Origin of the sequence: Mesorhizobium sp. M0563, assembly GCF_040321065.1 — a bacterium.
In the GTDB taxonomy this organism is placed as follows: domain Bacteria; phylum Pseudomonadota; class Alphaproteobacteria; order Rhizobiales; family Rhizobiaceae; genus Mesorhizobium.
Genome location: NZ_JAMYQV010000019.1, coordinates 46291 through 60217, shown reverse-complemented (window position 1 = coordinate 60217; position 13927 = coordinate 46291). Strand labels below are relative to the sequence as shown.

General features: G+C 62.8%; 20 protein-coding genes. 13 read left to right on the top strand and 7 right to left on the bottom strand.

What is annotated here, in order from left to right; translation table 11 throughout:
• Positions 1-64: 64 nt before the first annotated feature.
• Positions 65-244 (bottom strand): CsbD family protein, encoded by a 180-nt coding sequence (locus NKI50_RS22560; protein ID WP_023722742.1) that lies wholly within the window; start codon positions 242-244, stop codon positions 65-67.
• Between the two features lie 134 nt (positions 245-378).
• On the opposite strand from NKI50_RS22560, the gene NKI50_RS22555 reads away from it, so the two are divergent.
• The 3 genes from NKI50_RS22555 (at position 379) to NKI50_RS22545 (ending at position 3357) form a co-directional block, all read left to right on the top strand.
• Complete coding sequence (locus NKI50_RS22555) at positions 379-1821, top strand: patatin-like phospholipase family protein (RefSeq protein ID WP_023722743.1); 1443 nt, start codon at positions 379-381, stop codon at positions 1819-1821.
• A gap of 29 nt (positions 1822-1850) precedes the next feature.
• On the top strand, positions 1851-2519 hold the full coding sequence (locus tag NKI50_RS22550) for a glutathione S-transferase family protein (protein WP_023722744.1): 669 nt from the start codon (positions 1851-1853) through the stop codon (positions 2517-2519).
• A gap of 82 nt (positions 2520-2601) precedes the next feature.
• The gene (locus tag NKI50_RS22545) at positions 2602-3357 is read left to right on the top strand and encodes an SDR family NAD(P)-dependent oxidoreductase (protein ID WP_352495562.1); all 756 of its coding nucleotides are present in this window, start codon (positions 2602-2604) and stop codon (positions 3355-3357) included.
• A 19-nt stretch (positions 3358-3376) separates the two neighbouring features.
• Here the strand turns inward: NKI50_RS22545 and NKI50_RS22540 are convergent, their stop codons facing one another.
• A complete protein-coding gene (locus NKI50_RS22540) occupies positions 3377-4228 on the bottom strand; it encodes a LysR family transcriptional regulator (RefSeq protein ID WP_352481751.1) in 852 nt (283 codons plus the stop codon).
• 97 nt (positions 4229-4325) lie between these two features.
• Between NKI50_RS22540 and NKI50_RS22535 the strand changes: the two genes are divergently transcribed.
• The 7 genes from NKI50_RS22535 to NKI50_RS22505 all read left to right on the top strand — a co-directional run bounded on the left by NKI50_RS22535 (position 4326) and on the right by NKI50_RS22505 (position 7860).
• Complete coding sequence (locus NKI50_RS22535) at positions 4326-4787, top strand: RidA family protein (RefSeq protein WP_031195259.1); 462 nt, start codon at positions 4326-4328, stop codon at positions 4785-4787.
• A gap of 47 nt (positions 4788-4834) precedes the next feature.
• Positions 4835-5623 carry an SDR family oxidoreductase gene (locus NKI50_RS22530; RefSeq protein ID WP_023722748.1) on the top strand — a complete coding sequence of 263 codons (789 nt, stop codon included), beginning with the start codon at positions 4835-4837 and terminating at the stop codon, positions 5621-5623.
• A 429-nt stretch (positions 5624-6052) separates the two neighbouring features.
• Positions 6053-6262: a cold-shock protein gene (locus NKI50_RS22525; protein WP_010915421.1), complete on the top strand. Its 210-nt coding sequence runs from the start codon at positions 6053-6055 to the stop codon at positions 6260-6262.
• 414 nt (positions 6263-6676) lie between these two features.
• Entirely contained in the window at positions 6677-6898 is a 222-nt protein-coding gene (locus NKI50_RS22520) for a hypothetical protein (protein WP_031195260.1), read from the top strand.
• Positions 6898-7305: a hypothetical protein gene (locus NKI50_RS22515; protein ID WP_352717593.1), complete on the top strand. Its 408-nt coding sequence runs from the start codon at positions 6898-6900 to the stop codon at positions 7303-7305. The genes NKI50_RS22520 and NKI50_RS22515 overlap by 1 nt, the downstream gene beginning before the upstream one ends.
• A 1-nt stretch (position 7306) precedes the next feature.
• Positions 7307-7471 (top strand): hypothetical protein, encoded by a 165-nt coding sequence (locus NKI50_RS22510; protein WP_023722752.1) that lies wholly within the window; start codon positions 7307-7309, stop codon positions 7469-7471.
• A gap of 71 nt (positions 7472-7542) precedes the next feature.
• Positions 7543-7860 carry a YkgJ family cysteine cluster protein gene (locus tag NKI50_RS22505; protein ID WP_036245865.1) on the top strand — a complete coding sequence of 106 codons (318 nt, stop codon included), beginning with the start codon at positions 7543-7545 and terminating at the stop codon, positions 7858-7860.
• Positions 7861-7898: 38 nt separating this feature from the next.
• Here NKI50_RS22505 and NKI50_RS22500 read toward each other — a convergent pair whose 3' ends face one another.
• Positions 7899-8819 carry an AraC family transcriptional regulator gene (locus NKI50_RS22500; protein WP_352643230.1) on the bottom strand — a complete coding sequence of 307 codons (921 nt, stop codon included), beginning with the start codon at positions 8817-8819 and terminating at the stop codon, positions 7899-7901.
• 171 nt (positions 8820-8990) lie between these two features.
• Between NKI50_RS22500 and NKI50_RS22495 the strand changes: the two genes are divergently transcribed.
• On the top strand, positions 8991-9410 hold the full coding sequence (locus NKI50_RS22495; protein WP_352495558.1) for a nuclear transport factor 2 family protein: 420 nt from the start codon (positions 8991-8993) through the stop codon (positions 9408-9410).
• Positions 9411-9496: 86 nt separating this feature from the next.
• A complete protein-coding gene (locus tag NKI50_RS22490) occupies positions 9497-10108 on the top strand; it encodes a LysE family translocator (RefSeq protein ID WP_352495557.1) in 612 nt (203 codons plus the stop codon).
• 61 nt (positions 10109-10169) lie between these two features.
• On the opposite strand, the gene NKI50_RS22485 is transcribed toward NKI50_RS22490, so the two are convergent.
• Positions 10170-11204 carry an AraC family transcriptional regulator gene (locus NKI50_RS22485; RefSeq protein ID WP_023722757.1) on the bottom strand — a complete coding sequence of 345 codons (1035 nt, stop codon included), beginning with the start codon at positions 11202-11204 and terminating at the stop codon, positions 10170-10172.
• Positions 11205-11396: 192 nt separating this feature from the next.
• Between NKI50_RS22485 and NKI50_RS22480 the strand changes: the two genes are divergently transcribed.
• Entirely contained in the window at positions 11397-11822 is a 426-nt protein-coding gene (locus NKI50_RS22480; protein ID WP_031195266.1) for a GFA family protein, read from the top strand.
• A gap of 160 nt (positions 11823-11982) precedes the next feature.
• On the opposite strand, the gene NKI50_RS22475 is transcribed toward NKI50_RS22480, so the two are convergent.
• From NKI50_RS22475 to NKI50_RS22465, 3 genes are read right to left on the bottom strand one after another with little or no spacing between them, the layout of a single operon-like run.
• Positions 11983-12369: a nuclear transport factor 2 family protein gene (locus NKI50_RS22475; RefSeq protein WP_023722759.1), complete on the bottom strand. Its 387-nt coding sequence runs from the start codon at positions 12367-12369 to the stop codon at positions 11983-11985.
• A gap of 16 nt (positions 12370-12385) precedes the next feature.
• Positions 12386-12832, bottom strand: coding sequence for an OsmC family protein (locus NKI50_RS22470; protein ID WP_023722760.1), 447 nt, complete (start codon positions 12830-12832; stop codon positions 12386-12388).
• A gap of 52 nt (positions 12833-12884) precedes the next feature.
• Positions 12885-13895: a zinc-dependent alcohol dehydrogenase family protein gene (locus tag NKI50_RS22465; protein WP_023722761.1), complete on the bottom strand. Its 1011-nt coding sequence runs from the start codon at positions 13893-13895 to the stop codon at positions 12885-12887.
• Between the last annotated feature and the right edge of the window lie 32 nt (positions 13896-13927).

The window sequence follows — 13927 nt, the reverse complement described above, 5'->3', positions numbered from 1 at the left end:
GGTAAGAGACGGCGCAAAAAAAGGCGGCCGAGCCGCCTTTTTCCTGGTTTGCGAAGGGCAGGCGTCAAAGCGCCTTCTTCACCTTGTCCTTCACGTCGCCGTAAGCCTTCTGGATCTTGCCGGTGGCCTTGTCGACGTTGCCTTCGGCCTCGGTGCGTCTGTTGCCGGTGGCCTTGCCGGCGGCCTGCTTGACCGAGCCCTTGGCTTGCTTGGCGACGCCTGCCACCTGATCCTTGTTCACCATCGCGCATCTCCTGGAGTTCGGGAGTTTTATTTGCGAGGCAAACGGTCAGGCACCGCTTCGGTTCCATGCATCGCCGGACAACCGGTTGCACCCGGCGCGGTAATGCGGCTAGGCTCTGCCCCGGGGGGATTTCGATGCGTTTTCGCCTTGCCTGTGCCGTTGCGACGTCCATGCTTTTGGCAGGCTGCGTCGCCGATGATGTCGGGCCGATCAACGTCTTTACGCCCGAAGCCGGCAGGCCGTCGCCGGCTTTCATTCCAGATCCGGGCGACGACGGCTCGACTGTGCTCGGCCTCGCCTTCTCCGGTGGCGGCACCCGGGCCGCGGCCTTCTCCTACGGCGTTCTGCGGGCGCTGGACGACATCGTCATCGACGAGCAGCCGCGGCGGCGCACGCTGGTCGATGACATCAGGATGATTTCCGGTGCATCAGGCGGCGCGGTGACTGCCGCCTATTTCGGCTACAAGGGCGAGGACGGCTACCGCGACTTTCGCGAACGGTTCCTGATCCAGAATGCTGAGGCCGACCTTCGAACAAGGTTGTCGCCGTTCAACCTTGTCCGCGCCTACTATGGCGGCGTCAATGACCGCAGCGGTTTTGCCAAATGGCTGAACGACAATCTCTTCGACGATGCGACATTCGAGGCGTTCGCCAAGCCGGACCGGCCCATCATCTGGATCAACGCGTCCGATATCTATAACCGCACGCCATTTCTGTTCAGCTACGACACTTTCGCGGCGCTTTGTAGCGATCTCGACAAGATGCGGTTGGCTGATGCGGTCGCGGCTTCCGCTGCCGTGCCGGTGGTCTTCGCGCCGATCGTGGTTTCCGCCACCAGCCCGGATTGCGGCTACCGCAGGCCGCAATGGTTGAGCCGGGCACTGGCCGATCACAATGCCTCGATCAGGCTCAAGGCCTATGCCAGCGCGCTCGATTCCTATCAAAACGCCGATCCCCTCGACTATGTGAAATTGCTGGACGGTGGTCTGACCGATAATCTCGGCGTCACCGGCTTTACCCTGGAGCGCTCCGCCGCCGGCACCCCCTATGGTCCGCTGTCGCCGGCCGCCGCTGTCCGGTTGAGGACGCTGCTTTTCATCGTTGCCGACGCCGGCGCCGACAACGACGTGAGCTGGGCCAAGTCTATCCACGGACCGCGGCTTAGCGAGTTGCTCGACGCCGTGACGAGCACCACCATGGCGGCCGCGGTGCGCGACGAAGCCGACGCACTGAAGCTGGCCGTATCGCAATGGCGCGGTGAATTGGTCCGCTACCGCTGTGCTTTGCCGACCTCGACCGTGGCTGCCTATCGCGGCTCGACTGCCGGCTGGGATTGCCGCGATGTTGAACTCGTGGTCCAATATCTGTCCTTTGCCGACCTCGACCAGGCGACACAGGCCAAGCTGAACGCTGTCCCGACGCGGCTGAAATTGCCGGTCGATCAGGTCGACCTCACCATCGCGGCCGGTCGCGAGGCGCTGCTGGTCAATACGGATATCACCAAGGCGGTCGCCGCCATCCGCGCTCGCGCCGGCGTCACGCCGGGGGCACAATTGGCCGCGGCACAAGCAAACTGAGCCGCTGGGCTCGACACGGAGAGACCATCTTGGCTGAATTCACGCTCTTCATCGGCAACAAATGCTTCTCGTCCTGGTCACTGAGGCCATGGCTGGCGATGAAGCATCTGGAGATACCGTTCGAGGAAGGTTTTGTGCGCCTGCGCACGCCCGAGACCGCCGCCAATCTGGCCAGGATATCGCCGACCGGCCAGGTGCCGGTGCTGAACCATCGGCTGCCGAATGGCGAGATCCGGATCGTCTGGGAAACCCTTGCCATCCTTGAATATCTTGCCGACCTGTTTCCCGACAAGAAGCTCTGGCCGGCCGATATCGGCGCTCGCGCGCACGCCCGCTCGGCGGCGACAGAGATGCATTCCGGCTTTCGCGAGGTCCGCTATGGCTGGCCGATGAATTTGCGCCGGCCAAAAGGCCACAAGCCGCTCGACGCCGAAGGTGAGGCGCAACGGGCGCGCATCGAGGATCTGTGGCGGCAATGCCGGGAAAAATACGGCAAAGGCGGGCCGTTCCTGTTTGGCCATTTCACCGCGGCCGACGCCATGTACGCGCCGGTCGTCACCCGCTTCGACACCTATGGCGGCACGCTGGCGCCCGACACCCGCGCCTATGTCGATGCCGTGCTTTCGATGCCGGCGATGCGCCACTGGTATGCGGAGGCGGCGAAGGAGCCATGGCCGGAGCCCGGCCCCGACGAATGAGCCGAGCAACCGGCGAGCTGGTCTTCCACTTCGCGGCCCGCGGCCTATCTGAAGATCGGGCAGGGGCTTTGGAGACTTCACAATGACAGCTGTTTCTTCCGCACTGGCCGGCAAGGTCGCGCTTGTCACCGGCGCCTCGTCGGGCATCGGCGAGGCAACCGCTGTGGCGCTGGCGGCCGCCGGGGCAAAGGTGGCGATTGCCGCCCGCCGCGCCGATCGCCTCGAAGCGCTGGCCGCGCGTATCGAAAAGGCCGGCGGCACGGCACTCCGTATCGCGGCCGACGTCACCAGCAACGACGATGTCACCGCCATCGTCGACAAGGTTGTCGCCGAATGGGGCCGCCTCGACATCCTCGTCAACAATGCCGGGGTGATGCTTCTGTCGCCGGCCGCCGAGGCGGTGCTCGATGACTGGCGCCGCATGGTCGAGCTCAACCTGCTGGCGCTGATGGGTGTCACCAAAGCGGCGCTGCCGCATCTCAGGGCCGCCAAGGGTCACATCGTCAATGTCTCGTCGGTCGCCGGCCGCGTCGCCAATCCCGGCGCCAGCGGCTATGCCGCAACCAAGTTCGGCGTCGTCGGCTTTTCCGAATCGCTGCGCCGCGAAGTCTACTCCGACAAGGTTCGCGTCACCGTCATCGAACCCGGCCTGGTGCGCACCGAGCTCGGCGACCATATCACCAATCCGGCGGCGAAGACTGGGCTCGACCAGCGGCTCGCCGCCATGGAGGCGCTGGCCGCCGAGGACATCGCCGCGGCCATTCTCTACGCCGTGAGCCAGCCGGCGCACGTCAACGTCAACGAGATCGTCATCCGCCCGACCGACCAGGAACGGTGAATGACGTCGGATCGTTTCGTTAGACTTCGAATCCCGCCCGCAGGAAATCGCCACACTCCTCGACCAGCCGGGACGGGTCCCTCGCAAGGTAGACGCCGAAATCCGCCATCGGCGCCGGCGGCAGGTTGAAGCGTCCGTTGAGGCTTTGGCAGTCGGGCGGCAGTCCTTCCTGCAGCAGAAGGCCGATGCCAAGCCCGGCCCTCAGCGCCGAGATCAGCGTCGCGAAAGTCGACACGCGGCAGCCGATCTTCCAGCCGAGCCCGGCCTCGGCGAGCGAGGCCAGCATTCTGTCCTGCCAGGAGCAGGCGCCTTCGAAGATGACCAGCGGAAGCTCGACCTCGTCATCGATCTCGATCATGCGGCTTGCCGCCCAGACCAGCTGTCGTGACAGATGACCTCGCGGCGCCTTTGTGAAGCGCGCCGGATCGGCCATGACGATGTCGCATTTTCCTTCGCCCAGCGACTTGCTGAGATCGGCGCTGCTGGCCGATGTCAGCTCGATCTCCACGGAAGGATGCCGGCGGCGGAAGTCGGCAATGATCAGCGGCAGCCGTGTCACCGCCAAATCCTCGATGATGCCCAGCCGGACACGGCCGACCAGCCTGCGGCCTTCTATCTCGCGCCTGGCATCGTCGCCGATCGCGATGGCCTTGCGGGCGAAGGCGAGCAGGATCTCGCCGGCCTCGGTCAGCGTCACGCCGCGCGGCGAACGGCGCAGCAGCTCGGCGCCGACTTCACCCTCGAGGCGCTGAAGCTGCATGCTCACCGCCGCCTGGGTGCGGGCAAGTCGATCGGCCGCCCGGCTCACCGTTCCCGTATCGGCCACGGTGACGAAGGCACGCAGCAGCCTGACGTCGATATCTCCAGTCATAAGAATTCCTGATAGCTGTGTCAGCACTATCAGGCTATCCGAAAGCCCGATCTGAATTCAAGGTCCGCTCGCACGAACGAAAACAGGAGCAGCCACCTTGTCCTACAGAAGAAGATTTGAGGAGTTCGGTGTCGCCTGGCCGTCGCTCGAGCGGCCTGCTTTGCCGTTCTCGCCGACGGTTCGGGTCGCCGACATCGTCTATGTCTCCGGTCAGATTCCCGAGATCGCGCAGGAGATCGCCGCGATCGGCCAGGTCGGCAGAGAGATCGATCTGGCTGCTGCGCAGAACGCCGCCCGGCTCTGCGCGGCCAACATCGTCTATTGGCTGGACAAGGAACTGGACGGCAATCTTGACCGTGTCGTGAAATTCGCCAAGCTGACCGTCTATGTGAATGCGACGGCCGGCTTTTCGGCCTATTCGGAGGTCGGCAACGGAGCATCCGAATTTCTGCTCCATGTTTTCGGCGAGCGTGGCGAGCACGCCCGCTGCTCGCTCGGCATGGCCGGCTTGCCGGCCAATGTTCCGGTCGAAGCCGACGCTATCGTGCATGTCCGCTAGGGAAGTCGCTCGAAATAGCCAGTGAAACCAGCAGGAGGCTTGGCTTGATGGATGCAAATCTTGAGGGGCGGAGGGCGCTTGTTCTCGGCGGAGGCAAGGGCCTCGGTTTCGGCGTTGCCGAAGCGCTCGCGGCGAAAGGCGCCGAGATCATCCTGGTCGGACGAGGGGAGGCGACCCTGGATGTGGCGCGGCGCGCGATCGAGGCCGCCGGCCACATCTGCTCGACCTTCAGCGCCGACCTCTCCGACCACGACAGCGTCTCCCGGCTGATCCATGCCGTCGAGGACGAGCATCAGCGGATCGACATCGTCCTGCTCAATGGCGGCGGCCCGCCGCCCTTCGCGGCCAGCGTCTTCGATGCGAGCGTCTGGGAGAAGCAGTTCACCAGCATGGTGCTGAGCCAGATGCGCGTTGCCATTTCTTTCCTGCCAGGCATGCGGGCGCGGCGCTGGGGACGCATCATCGCCGTTTCCTCGACTTCCGTCCGCGAGCCGATCCCCGGCCTTACCGCCTCGAATGCGCTGCGTGCGTCGCTCGCCGGGTGGGCCAAGACGCTGGCCGGCGAAGTGGCGGCGGACGGCGTTACCGTCAACCTGTTGCTGCCTGGCCGTTTTGCGACGGACCGGACCAAACAGTTCGACGCCATGGACGCCGCCGACAGGGGTGTCGACGCTGCCGTGATCGCCGCCGAGAGTCAGGCCGATATCCCGGCAAAGCGCTACGGCACTCCCGCCGAATTCGGTGCGGTTGCAGCATTCCTGGCCAGCGACGCCGCCGCCTATATTACCGGCGTGGCTTTGCCGGTGGATGGCGGGCTCAGTCGCGGCATGGTGTGAGGAGCAGGGGGCGGCGGCGCGAATGGTCGCATCACACAGGAACGCCCCTCGTGCCTTTTATCTGCGCGGGGGGCGTCCTGGTGATCGTCCGCCTTTTCTCAAGATCGCTCTTTCGAGAACGGCGTTCGACACCGAAAAAATGCTCCGGCGCCAAAATGGTTCCCGGCTAAGTGGTTTTTTCGGCGGGCAATAGCCCGGTTTTCGCTGTCGTATTTGCCGCCGCCGCGCATCTCCACGAGTGTTGCAAATCAAAAAATTGACACAGCGCGCAAAGAAGTCTACAAGAATTTTGTCGATGTTTGTTTGACCGACTTTTGTTATCCGCGTGCCGAGGCGCGCCTTTGACGAACTTCCCCATCAAAATCGAGACAAACGTTGTTGTGCATCCGCATGACGGCGAACGAATATTTGCCATGGAAAGGGTTCGTTATGAGCACAGGCACAGTTAAATGGTTCAACGCCACCAAGGGTTTTGGTTTTATTCAGCCTGACGACGGTTCTGCCGACGTTTTTGTCCACATCTCAGCCGTCGAGCGCGCCGGAATGCGCGACATCGTCGAGGGCCAGAAGCTTGGCTACGAGATGGTCCGCGACAACAAGTCGGGCAAGATGTCCGCCGACCAGTTGAAGGCGGCCTAAAACGGAATTCAGCCTCACCGGTGACCACGGATGTACTGGCACCGGTGAATGGCAAATTCCAGCACATGATCGCGGGAGGTTAAGTCCCCGTTCATGCGCATGAGAAGAACGTTTCTTTGCGCGTCTCTCGGGATGCGCATGCGCTCTCATGGAAGGTCAGGCGGTGCCTGGCCTTTTTCATTTTTGCGCTTCGACCGCCGAAAGAGCGCTGCTCGACGGCCCGGACGTGCTAAGAGGCTGTTTCGAAATTCGCTCTGACGGCCATCAGACGGCCGTCAGAGTAGAATTTCCAAACGGTCTCTGAGGACGTTCCAGCAATTTGAAACCGGCTGCCGTATTGCTTTGTGCGGGATCCTGGCCGAAAGACCAGTCTCGCCACTTTTCGGCGGCGCGCTCCGAACCGGGAGAAAGACCTTGACCGCAACTTCAAAAAGACCCCGCGACCAGGCCGAATCCATTTTTAGCAAGACGCGGACCCAGTCGATGTCGCTCGACCGCATCAATTCCGAACGGGATGCCGTCAGCCAGGCGCGCGAAGCCAAGACCGCGCGGCTGCGCGAACTGCGCCTGGAAAAGGAAGCCGACGACATGGCGGCAGCGCTCGCGGCCTCGCCGAAACGCGCGGGCAAACGCTGATGGCCACCAAACGCATGCCTCAAAAGGCGATCGCCGCCGATTCGACCATCGCCGATGTCGTGGGTGAACTCGACAAGCCGGTCGAATATGTCCGGCGCGTGCTCGAAAAGCTCGAGCGCTGCCGGCGTGTCCACGGCGATGCCCAGGTGCGGCTCGGCGTGCGCGGCCGTGCCGAATGCCCCAATTATCTGATCGAATACGTCCGGGAAAACGCCAAGACGCACGAGCGCGTGACCTATCAGGACGCCGCCTACAGTGGCAGCACGCATCGCGAGCTGGCGCCCCGGCACATCGAGGAAGCCAGGAACTGGTCGCCCGAAGAAATGAACATCACGGCCGTTTCGGCGCTCATCGGCCGCCTTCGCAATCCGAATGCGCCATCATCGCGTTTCTCTGACGAGGATTGATATGGCAATCAAGTTTTCCGCCAAGGGCCAGCCAGCCGCGCCTGCTGCCGCCGTGAAGCCGGCCAAGCCGGCCGCCGCACCAAAAACCGGTGAAGCCGCCGAAGCGGGTACCGATCTGTTCAGGTCGCCGGCCGAAGCACCGCCGCGCAAGCCGAAGAAGAAATAGCACCCTTGCAGCAAAATGCCGGCCGGAAATCTGCGCCAAGGCTGCTTGCCCTGGCGGTCGCAGAGGATTTTTTGTCGCCACAAGAGGGCGCCGATCCGGTTGCCTTCGATTGCCAGACCTGTGGCGCCTGCTGCGCCTACTCGTCAAGATGGCCGCGCTTTTCAACCGAGGATGACGCGCAACTCGACCTTATCCCGCAAAAATACGTGGCTGCCGATGAAGCCGGCATGCGCTGCGACGGCGCGCGCTGTTCGGCACTGTGCGGCGAGGTCGGCAAGTCGACCGCCTGCGGCATCTACGAGATCCGTCCCGACGTCTGCCGCGCCTGCATGCCGGGCGATGACGACTGCCTGATGGCGCGCCTGGCTCACGGACTGCCGACGCTGTAATGACGGCCCTCGGGCTGGCGTCTCACTTTTGAAATTCGTCAGTCAGATGAGCGAAAGTCGCTGCGGTAGAGGCCGGGCGATCGTCCGGTCAACCGTTTGAATGCCTGCGAGAACGACGGCACCGACTCATATCCGACGGCGCGCCCGATCTCGCCAATGTTCTGGTTCGTTTCCCGCAGAGCCTTGGCGGCAAGGTTCATCCGCCAGCGAGTCACATAGGACAGCGGCGGCTGTCCCACGAGTTGAGCGAAGCGACGCGCGAAGGTGGCCCGGGACTGTGCCGCGCCGCTGGCAAGGGAAGCGATAGTCCAGGGACCATCCGGCCGCTCGTGGATCAGGCGCAAAGCCTGCGCAATGCCTTTATCGCGTAAGGCGCCAAACCATCCGCCTGTTCCGAGAGGCTGATGTTCTATCCAGGCACGCAATAAGAAGATCAACGTGCTGTCGAGAAGACGTGGGGCGACAATGTCGTGACCGCCGAGATTGCTTTTTGCTTCGACCTGCAGAAGTTCCAGGGCGAGCCGCAGCGGCTCGCTGGTGTCGATCTGATTTCGGGTCAAATGGATCAGCGGTGGAAGCAGCGAAACCATCGGATATGGTCCGACGCTGTCGAGTGAATACCTCGCACAAAGAAGGGTTGTCGCGCCGCTCTCGCTTTTCGGTTCTGGTCCGCTCCGATTTGCGGAAAGGACCGCGGATATAGATGCCGTCGGTGCATCCGGCGGATTGCAAAGGGCATGTCCCACTCCGCCCGCGACAAGGATGACGTCTCCCTCGCCTAAGCTGATCGGCTCCTTTTGATCAGCCAGCCGCAACCAGCATTCGCCGTTCTGTATGACGTGGATGGCGGCATTCCTTGTCGGATCGACCGAAATACCCCATGGCCGATGCAGGGTCGCGCTGCCGATCATGGCGCTGCCAAATCTCAGCGAAGCAAGAACTTCGGACAAGGCGTCCATGAAAACCATCCTCCGATGATGAATCGGACGACGATATTAGACGATTGGATAAGAATCTAGGCGAATAGCGTATCGACCATCTCACAAGCGTGGCTGATTATGTTGGCAATGTTGGCCTGTGGACGCTCCTGTCCACAACAGGCGGAAGCAGCCACCTCACGGAGCAAAAACATGCGTGACGAACCATCAAATCCAGTTACAGCCAAGGTCCATAATTCGCTCGAGACCAACAAGACGATCGTCCTGGACTTCATCGACAAAGCGGTAAACCAGGGCAACATCGAAGCTGCTTCGATGCATTTTGGCGAACGCTACATCCAACACAATCCGAACATTGCGGATGGTGCGGACGGCTTCAAAGCCTATCTGCAGCAGCTCAAACAGTCATTTCCCCTCGTGAGGGGAGAGGTGAAGCGGATTTTTGCCGAAGGGGATTTCGTCATCGTGCACATGCACGCAAAACGCGAACCCGAAGAGGAGGGCTTGGCCATCGTCGACATTTTCAGGCTGAACGAAAGTAAGCTCGTCGAACACTGGGAAGTTCGGCAGCCCATCGCGGATAGCAAGCTGCACGCCAATAGTATGATCTGAATGCGGACAGGCTCTCAGGCTGGCTTGTGCCCGCACGTTTCGCTGATTACGCTGCCAGCGGCAGGGCCAGCACCGGGAGACCATCTGTGAGCATCGAATTCCTGTTGACGTCGCTGATTGTCGTGGCTTCGCCCGGCACTGGCGTTCTCTATACGCTGAGCGCCGGGCTTTCGCGTGGTGCGCGCGCCAGCGTCATTGCTGCTTTCGGCTGCACGCTCGGCATCATTCCGCACATGGCGGCCGCCATCACCGGCCTCGCGGCTCTGCTGCACACCAGCGCCGTCGCCTTCGAGACGCTGAAATATCTCGGCGTCGCCTACCTGCTCTACATGGCCTGGAACACGCTGAAGGAGAAGGGCGGCCTGAGCGTCGACGAAAATGTCGCGCCGCGCTCGGCCGGCAAAGTGATCACTTCGGGCATCCTCATCAACATCCTCAATCCGAAGCTGTCGATCTTCTTCTTTGCCTTCCTGCCGCAATTCGTCAGCACCACCGAATCGCATGCGCTGTCGAAGATGCTGGAGCTCAGCAGCGTCTTCATGCTGCTCACCTTCGTGGTCTTTGTCGGCTACGGCATCTTCGCGGCGTCGATCCGCAGCCATGTCGTGTCGCGGCCAAAGGTGCTGACCTGGATGCGCCGCACCTTCGCCGGTGCCTTTGTCATGCTCGGCGCCAAACTGGCGCTGGCGGACCGGTAGATCTCTTTGTTTTGACGCAATTCCGGACGGAAACCGTTTCGCACCTTTCCTGGAATTGCTCTTACCGCTGCGGATCGGCGGGTCCGCCTTCGGTTTCGGGAGCCTCGCCGCCGCCGAAACCGGGCGCAGCGCGAACACCCAGCCGCCAGGCCGATGGGGGGACGCCGATCATCTTCTTGAAGGCACGGCTGAACGCCGCCTCGGACTCGTAGCCGATTTCCGCCGCTATGTTTGCGACGTTGCTGTTGCCGGTGCTGAGCAGTTCCGAGGCAATCTGCATCCGCCATTTGGCGAGATAGTGCACCGGCGGCATCCCGACGAGCCTGGTGAAACGCTCGGCGAGCACGGTGCGCGACAGCGCGGCCTCCTTCGCCAGCGCCTCCACGGTCCAATTGTGCTCGGGCCGATCGTGGATCAGCGCCAGCGCCTTGCCCAGGTGCGGGTCGCGCAGGCCCGCCAGCCAGCCGGTGTGTTGCGGTGGAAGCGACTCCACATAGCGGCGCAGGACGTCGACGAACATGAGCTCGCTGAGCTTGGTGAGCACGGTCTCGCTGCCAGCCCGCTTTTCCGCCACTTCCGAGACTGCCAATCTGATGAATTGGCCAAGCCAGCCGGCATCGCCTTTCACGTCCCCGGCCTTGATCACCGGGGGCAATGCATCGAGCAGCGGATTGAATGGCTGTGCGTCGCAGGCAAGATAACCGCAAACGAGCCTAGCCGAGATCGACCCGTCGCTGCCATGGTTGATGTGGAACGGCATTTGGCTGGCGGACGCGATCTCCAGGACATCGGCGGTCGGAGGATCGGCCGCGAGCTCGGGATTGCTCGACATGATGTGCGGGTCGCTGTGGGTGAAGACCACGACTTCGCCGGCCTCCACCGCGATCGCCTCCTTGCCCACGATGCGAGCAAAGCAACGGCCGGCCGTCACCACGTGATAGGAAATCAGGTGGTCCGCGCCGGGCAGGATCTTCGGCAGTATCGATGACGGGGCAGGCGAGCAGACGGCCCATGGATCCTGAGCCTTGATGTCGAAAAACGTCGCGCCGGTGAGACGCACCTTTTTCAAGAGGTCAGACAGAGCGTCCCCGGCCATTCCATCCATGTCCCGTAAGTTGCGCGGCAACCCGGCGCGACATCCCTTTCGAGTTCCGGACGCGCTGTCAAGTGAGGCGGACGCCCCGTCATTCCGTTCATTGCCGGAAGCTTTAAACCCCGTCGGCGCTGAGCTCTGTCTCAAATCAGCTGCTGAGCGCAGTCGAACTCAAGAAAAATGAGGATCTAAGTCATGACGGTACATAAGGGCGGATGTTTTTGCGGCGCCGTGGAAATCGAAGTGCACGGAGCGGCCGAGGCGATGGGCTACTGCCATTGCAGTTCCTGTCGTTCGTGGTCGGCGTCTCCCGTGAACGCGTTCACGCTGTGGAAGCCGGAAAACGTCAAGGTCACCAAGGGCGAGGAGTTCCTGTCCGGCTTCGAGAAGTCCAACATGAGCGACCGTCAGTTCTGCACGAAGTGCGGCGGCCATCTGATGACCGATCATCCGCCGCTCGGACTGGTAGACGTCTATGCGGCCACGATACCGACGGTGAAGTTCACGCCGGGGGTTCATGTCAACTACGCCGAGACGGTCCTGCCGATGAAGGACGGATTGCCGAAGCTGAAAGACTTCCCCGCCGAACTCGGGGGCTCGGGTGTGAGCGTGCCGGAGTAACCCGGCAATGACACACGATTTCGAACAGCGACATCTCACGACTGGAGAATATGCATGGACATCACGACATTGCGCGCCGCGCAGGAGCCGATCAAGGATCTATATCGCAAGGATGCGCGCGCGGTGCAGCTTGGCTGACGGCAGCTTGTCGCGCCAAGCGCTATCCCTTCACGTAGCCCCTGGCCTCGACAATCTGCCCGTCCGCCACGCGCATCAGGTTGACGCCGCGCAGCGAATTGCCGTCGGCCATCCAGTAGCGCCAGCGGATCGTCGCCCGGTCGCCGGCGACGAAGGTTTCTTCGATGTCGAAGCGCGTGCCGCGTCCGGTCGCGATCGCCGACCACAGTTCGACGCAGGCGCCCTTGCCGATGCGGCGGGCGCCGTCCGGGGCCGGCGTGGTGTTCTCGATCACGCAATCTTCCGCCACCAGATCGTCGAGCGCCGACGGGTCGTGGCGCTGGAAGACGTCGTTGTAGCGCCGCATGATCTCGGCCGTCTCGGCGGAGCGTTTGGCCGCGGCGATGTCGATGATGAGTTCCTGTGTCATTGGATATTCCTTCCCTTCAGTGATCAGCAACGGTTTCGACGAGGCGGGCCTTGAGCGTGATCGCCGCGACGCCGGCCAGCGCCCGCGACACGAGGCAGCTCTCCTTGGCCGTCTGCGCCAGCCGCTCGAAATCCCCGGCAGCCAGCCCGGCCACGCTTGCCTCCGTCTCCAACTCGATACGGGTGATCGTCGGTCCGGCCGCGGTGGCGCCGAGATGCGCTTTCGCGATCGTGTGAATGCGTGCGGGAGTATAACCTTCGCGGCCCAGGATGGCGCTCAGCGCCATCGAGAAGCAGCCGGCATGCGCCGCCGCGATCAATTCCTCCGGGTTGGTGCCGGGACCGTTCTCGAAACGCGACGGGAAGGAGTAGGCGCCTTCGAATACGCCGCTGCCTAGCCTCAGCCGGCCCGAACCTTCTTTCAACGATCCCTGCCATTGGGCCTCTGCTTCACGAATGGTCATTGTGTCTCTCCTTTGATTTGAGGGGGTCGATCAGATTTTGGGGGCGAACCAGTCAGGCGCCGTCGACGACCACTTTCCCGAAGACGTCGCCTTGCTGGAAATAACGGTAGGCGTCTTGGGCCTCGTCGAAGGCGAACACCTTGTCGATGACAGGCTTAAGCCGATGCACCGAGATGGCGCGCAGCATGGCTTCGAGGTTGGTGCGATTGCCGACGAAGAGGCGGCTGATGGTGGCGAGGCTGCGCTGGTAGACCGGGCCGGGGATCTGCACCGTCCCGCCTTTCGCATCCTGTATGGTGAGAAGCACGATGCGCCCGTAAAGCGCGCAGGCGATCATCGATTGCGCGAAGGTCGGCGGGCCGCCGGTCTCGACGACGAGGTCGATGCCACCGGTTTGCTCGCGCACAGCTGCACCCCATTCCGGCATGTCGGCCGTCGAGACGACGAGGTCGGCGCCCAGCGCCCGCAGCCGGTCCAGCTTCTCGCCGCGCGAGCTGACGGCCACGACCCGGCAGCCGAGCAGCTTGGCGAATTGCAGCGCAAACAGCGCGACGCCACCTGAACCGATGACCAGAACCCACTGCCCGGGCTTCGGCATCTCGGCCGCCGTCACGGCATTCCAAGCGGTCAGGCCGGCACAGGTCAGTGTCGCCGCTTGATGCCAGTCGAGATGATCGGGAAGCCACACCGCCCATTGCTCGTCGAGCACCGCGTATTCAGTCAGCATCCCGTCCAGCGTGCAGCCAAGCTGGTCGATCAGCCCGGCATTGATGCGGCCATCAATCCAGCGTGCAAAATAGCTGCCGGTGATGCGGTCGCCGGCGGCAAAGCGGGTGACGGCATCTCCGACGGCAACGACTTCCCCGGCACCGTCGCTCAGCGGGATAACGCCTTGGCGCGGCGTCAGCGGATAGGTGCCGTTGAGGATCATCGTATCGCGGCGGTTGAGCGATGTGGCGCGGACACGCACGACGATCTCGTGCGGCTTCGGCGTCGGCTGCGTCCCGTCGCGCATCACCAGGCACTTGGTCACGCCGGTTCCTTCAAGACGATAACTACGCATTCGCCCCTCGCTGATATATAGACTGATCTACA

Excerpts from the sequence above, each read along its gene's own strand:
- NKI50_RS22560 (WP_023722742.1), bottom strand. The coding sequence starts at position 244 with ATGGTGAACAAGGATCAGGTGGCAGGCGTCGCCAAGCAAGCCAAGGGC.
- NKI50_RS22555 (WP_023722743.1), top strand. The coding sequence starts at position 379 with ATGCGTTTTCGCCTTGCCTGTGCCGTTGCGACGTCCATGCTTTTGGCA.
- NKI50_RS22545 (WP_352495562.1), top strand. The coding sequence starts at position 2,602 with ATGACAGCTGTTTCTTCCGCACTGGCCGGCAAGGTCGCGCTTGTCACC.
- NKI50_RS22540 (WP_352481751.1), bottom strand. The coding sequence starts at position 4,228 with ATGACTGGAGATATCGACGTCAGGCTGCTGCGTGCCTTCGTCACCGTG.
- NKI50_RS22530 (WP_023722748.1), top strand. The coding sequence starts at position 4,835 with ATGGATGCAAATCTTGAGGGGCGGAGGGCGCTTGTTCTCGGCGGAGGC.
- NKI50_RS22525 (WP_010915421.1), top strand. The coding sequence starts at position 6,053 with ATGAGCACAGGCACAGTTAAATGGTTCAACGCCACCAAGGGTTTTGGT.
- NKI50_RS22515 (WP_352717593.1), top strand. The coding sequence starts at position 6,898 with ATGGCCACCAAACGCATGCCTCAAAAGGCGATCGCCGCCGATTCGACC.
- NKI50_RS22510 (WP_023722752.1), top strand. The coding sequence starts at position 7,307 with ATGGCAATCAAGTTTTCCGCCAAGGGCCAGCCAGCCGCGCCTGCTGCC.
- NKI50_RS22500 (WP_352643230.1), bottom strand. The coding sequence starts at position 8,819 with ATGGACGCCTTGTCCGAAGTTCTTGCTTCGCTGAGATTTGGCAGCGCC.
- NKI50_RS22495 (WP_352495558.1), top strand. The coding sequence starts at position 8,991 with ATGCGTGACGAACCATCAAATCCAGTTACAGCCAAGGTCCATAATTCG.
- NKI50_RS22485 (WP_023722757.1), bottom strand. The coding sequence starts at position 11,204 with ATGGCCGGGGACGCTCTGTCTGACCTCTTGAAAAAGGTGCGTCTCACC.
- NKI50_RS22480 (WP_031195266.1), top strand. The coding sequence starts at position 11,397 with ATGACGGTACATAAGGGCGGATGTTTTTGCGGCGCCGTGGAAATCGAA.
- NKI50_RS22475 (WP_023722759.1), bottom strand. The coding sequence starts at position 12,369 with ATGACACAGGAACTCATCATCGACATCGCCGCGGCCAAACGCTCCGCC.
- NKI50_RS22470 (WP_023722760.1), bottom strand. The coding sequence starts at position 12,832 with ATGACCATTCGTGAAGCAGAGGCCCAATGGCAGGGATCGTTGAAAGAA.
- NKI50_RS22465 (WP_023722761.1), bottom strand. The coding sequence starts at position 13,895 with ATGCGTAGTTATCGTCTTGAAGGAACCGGCGTGACCAAGTGCCTGGTG.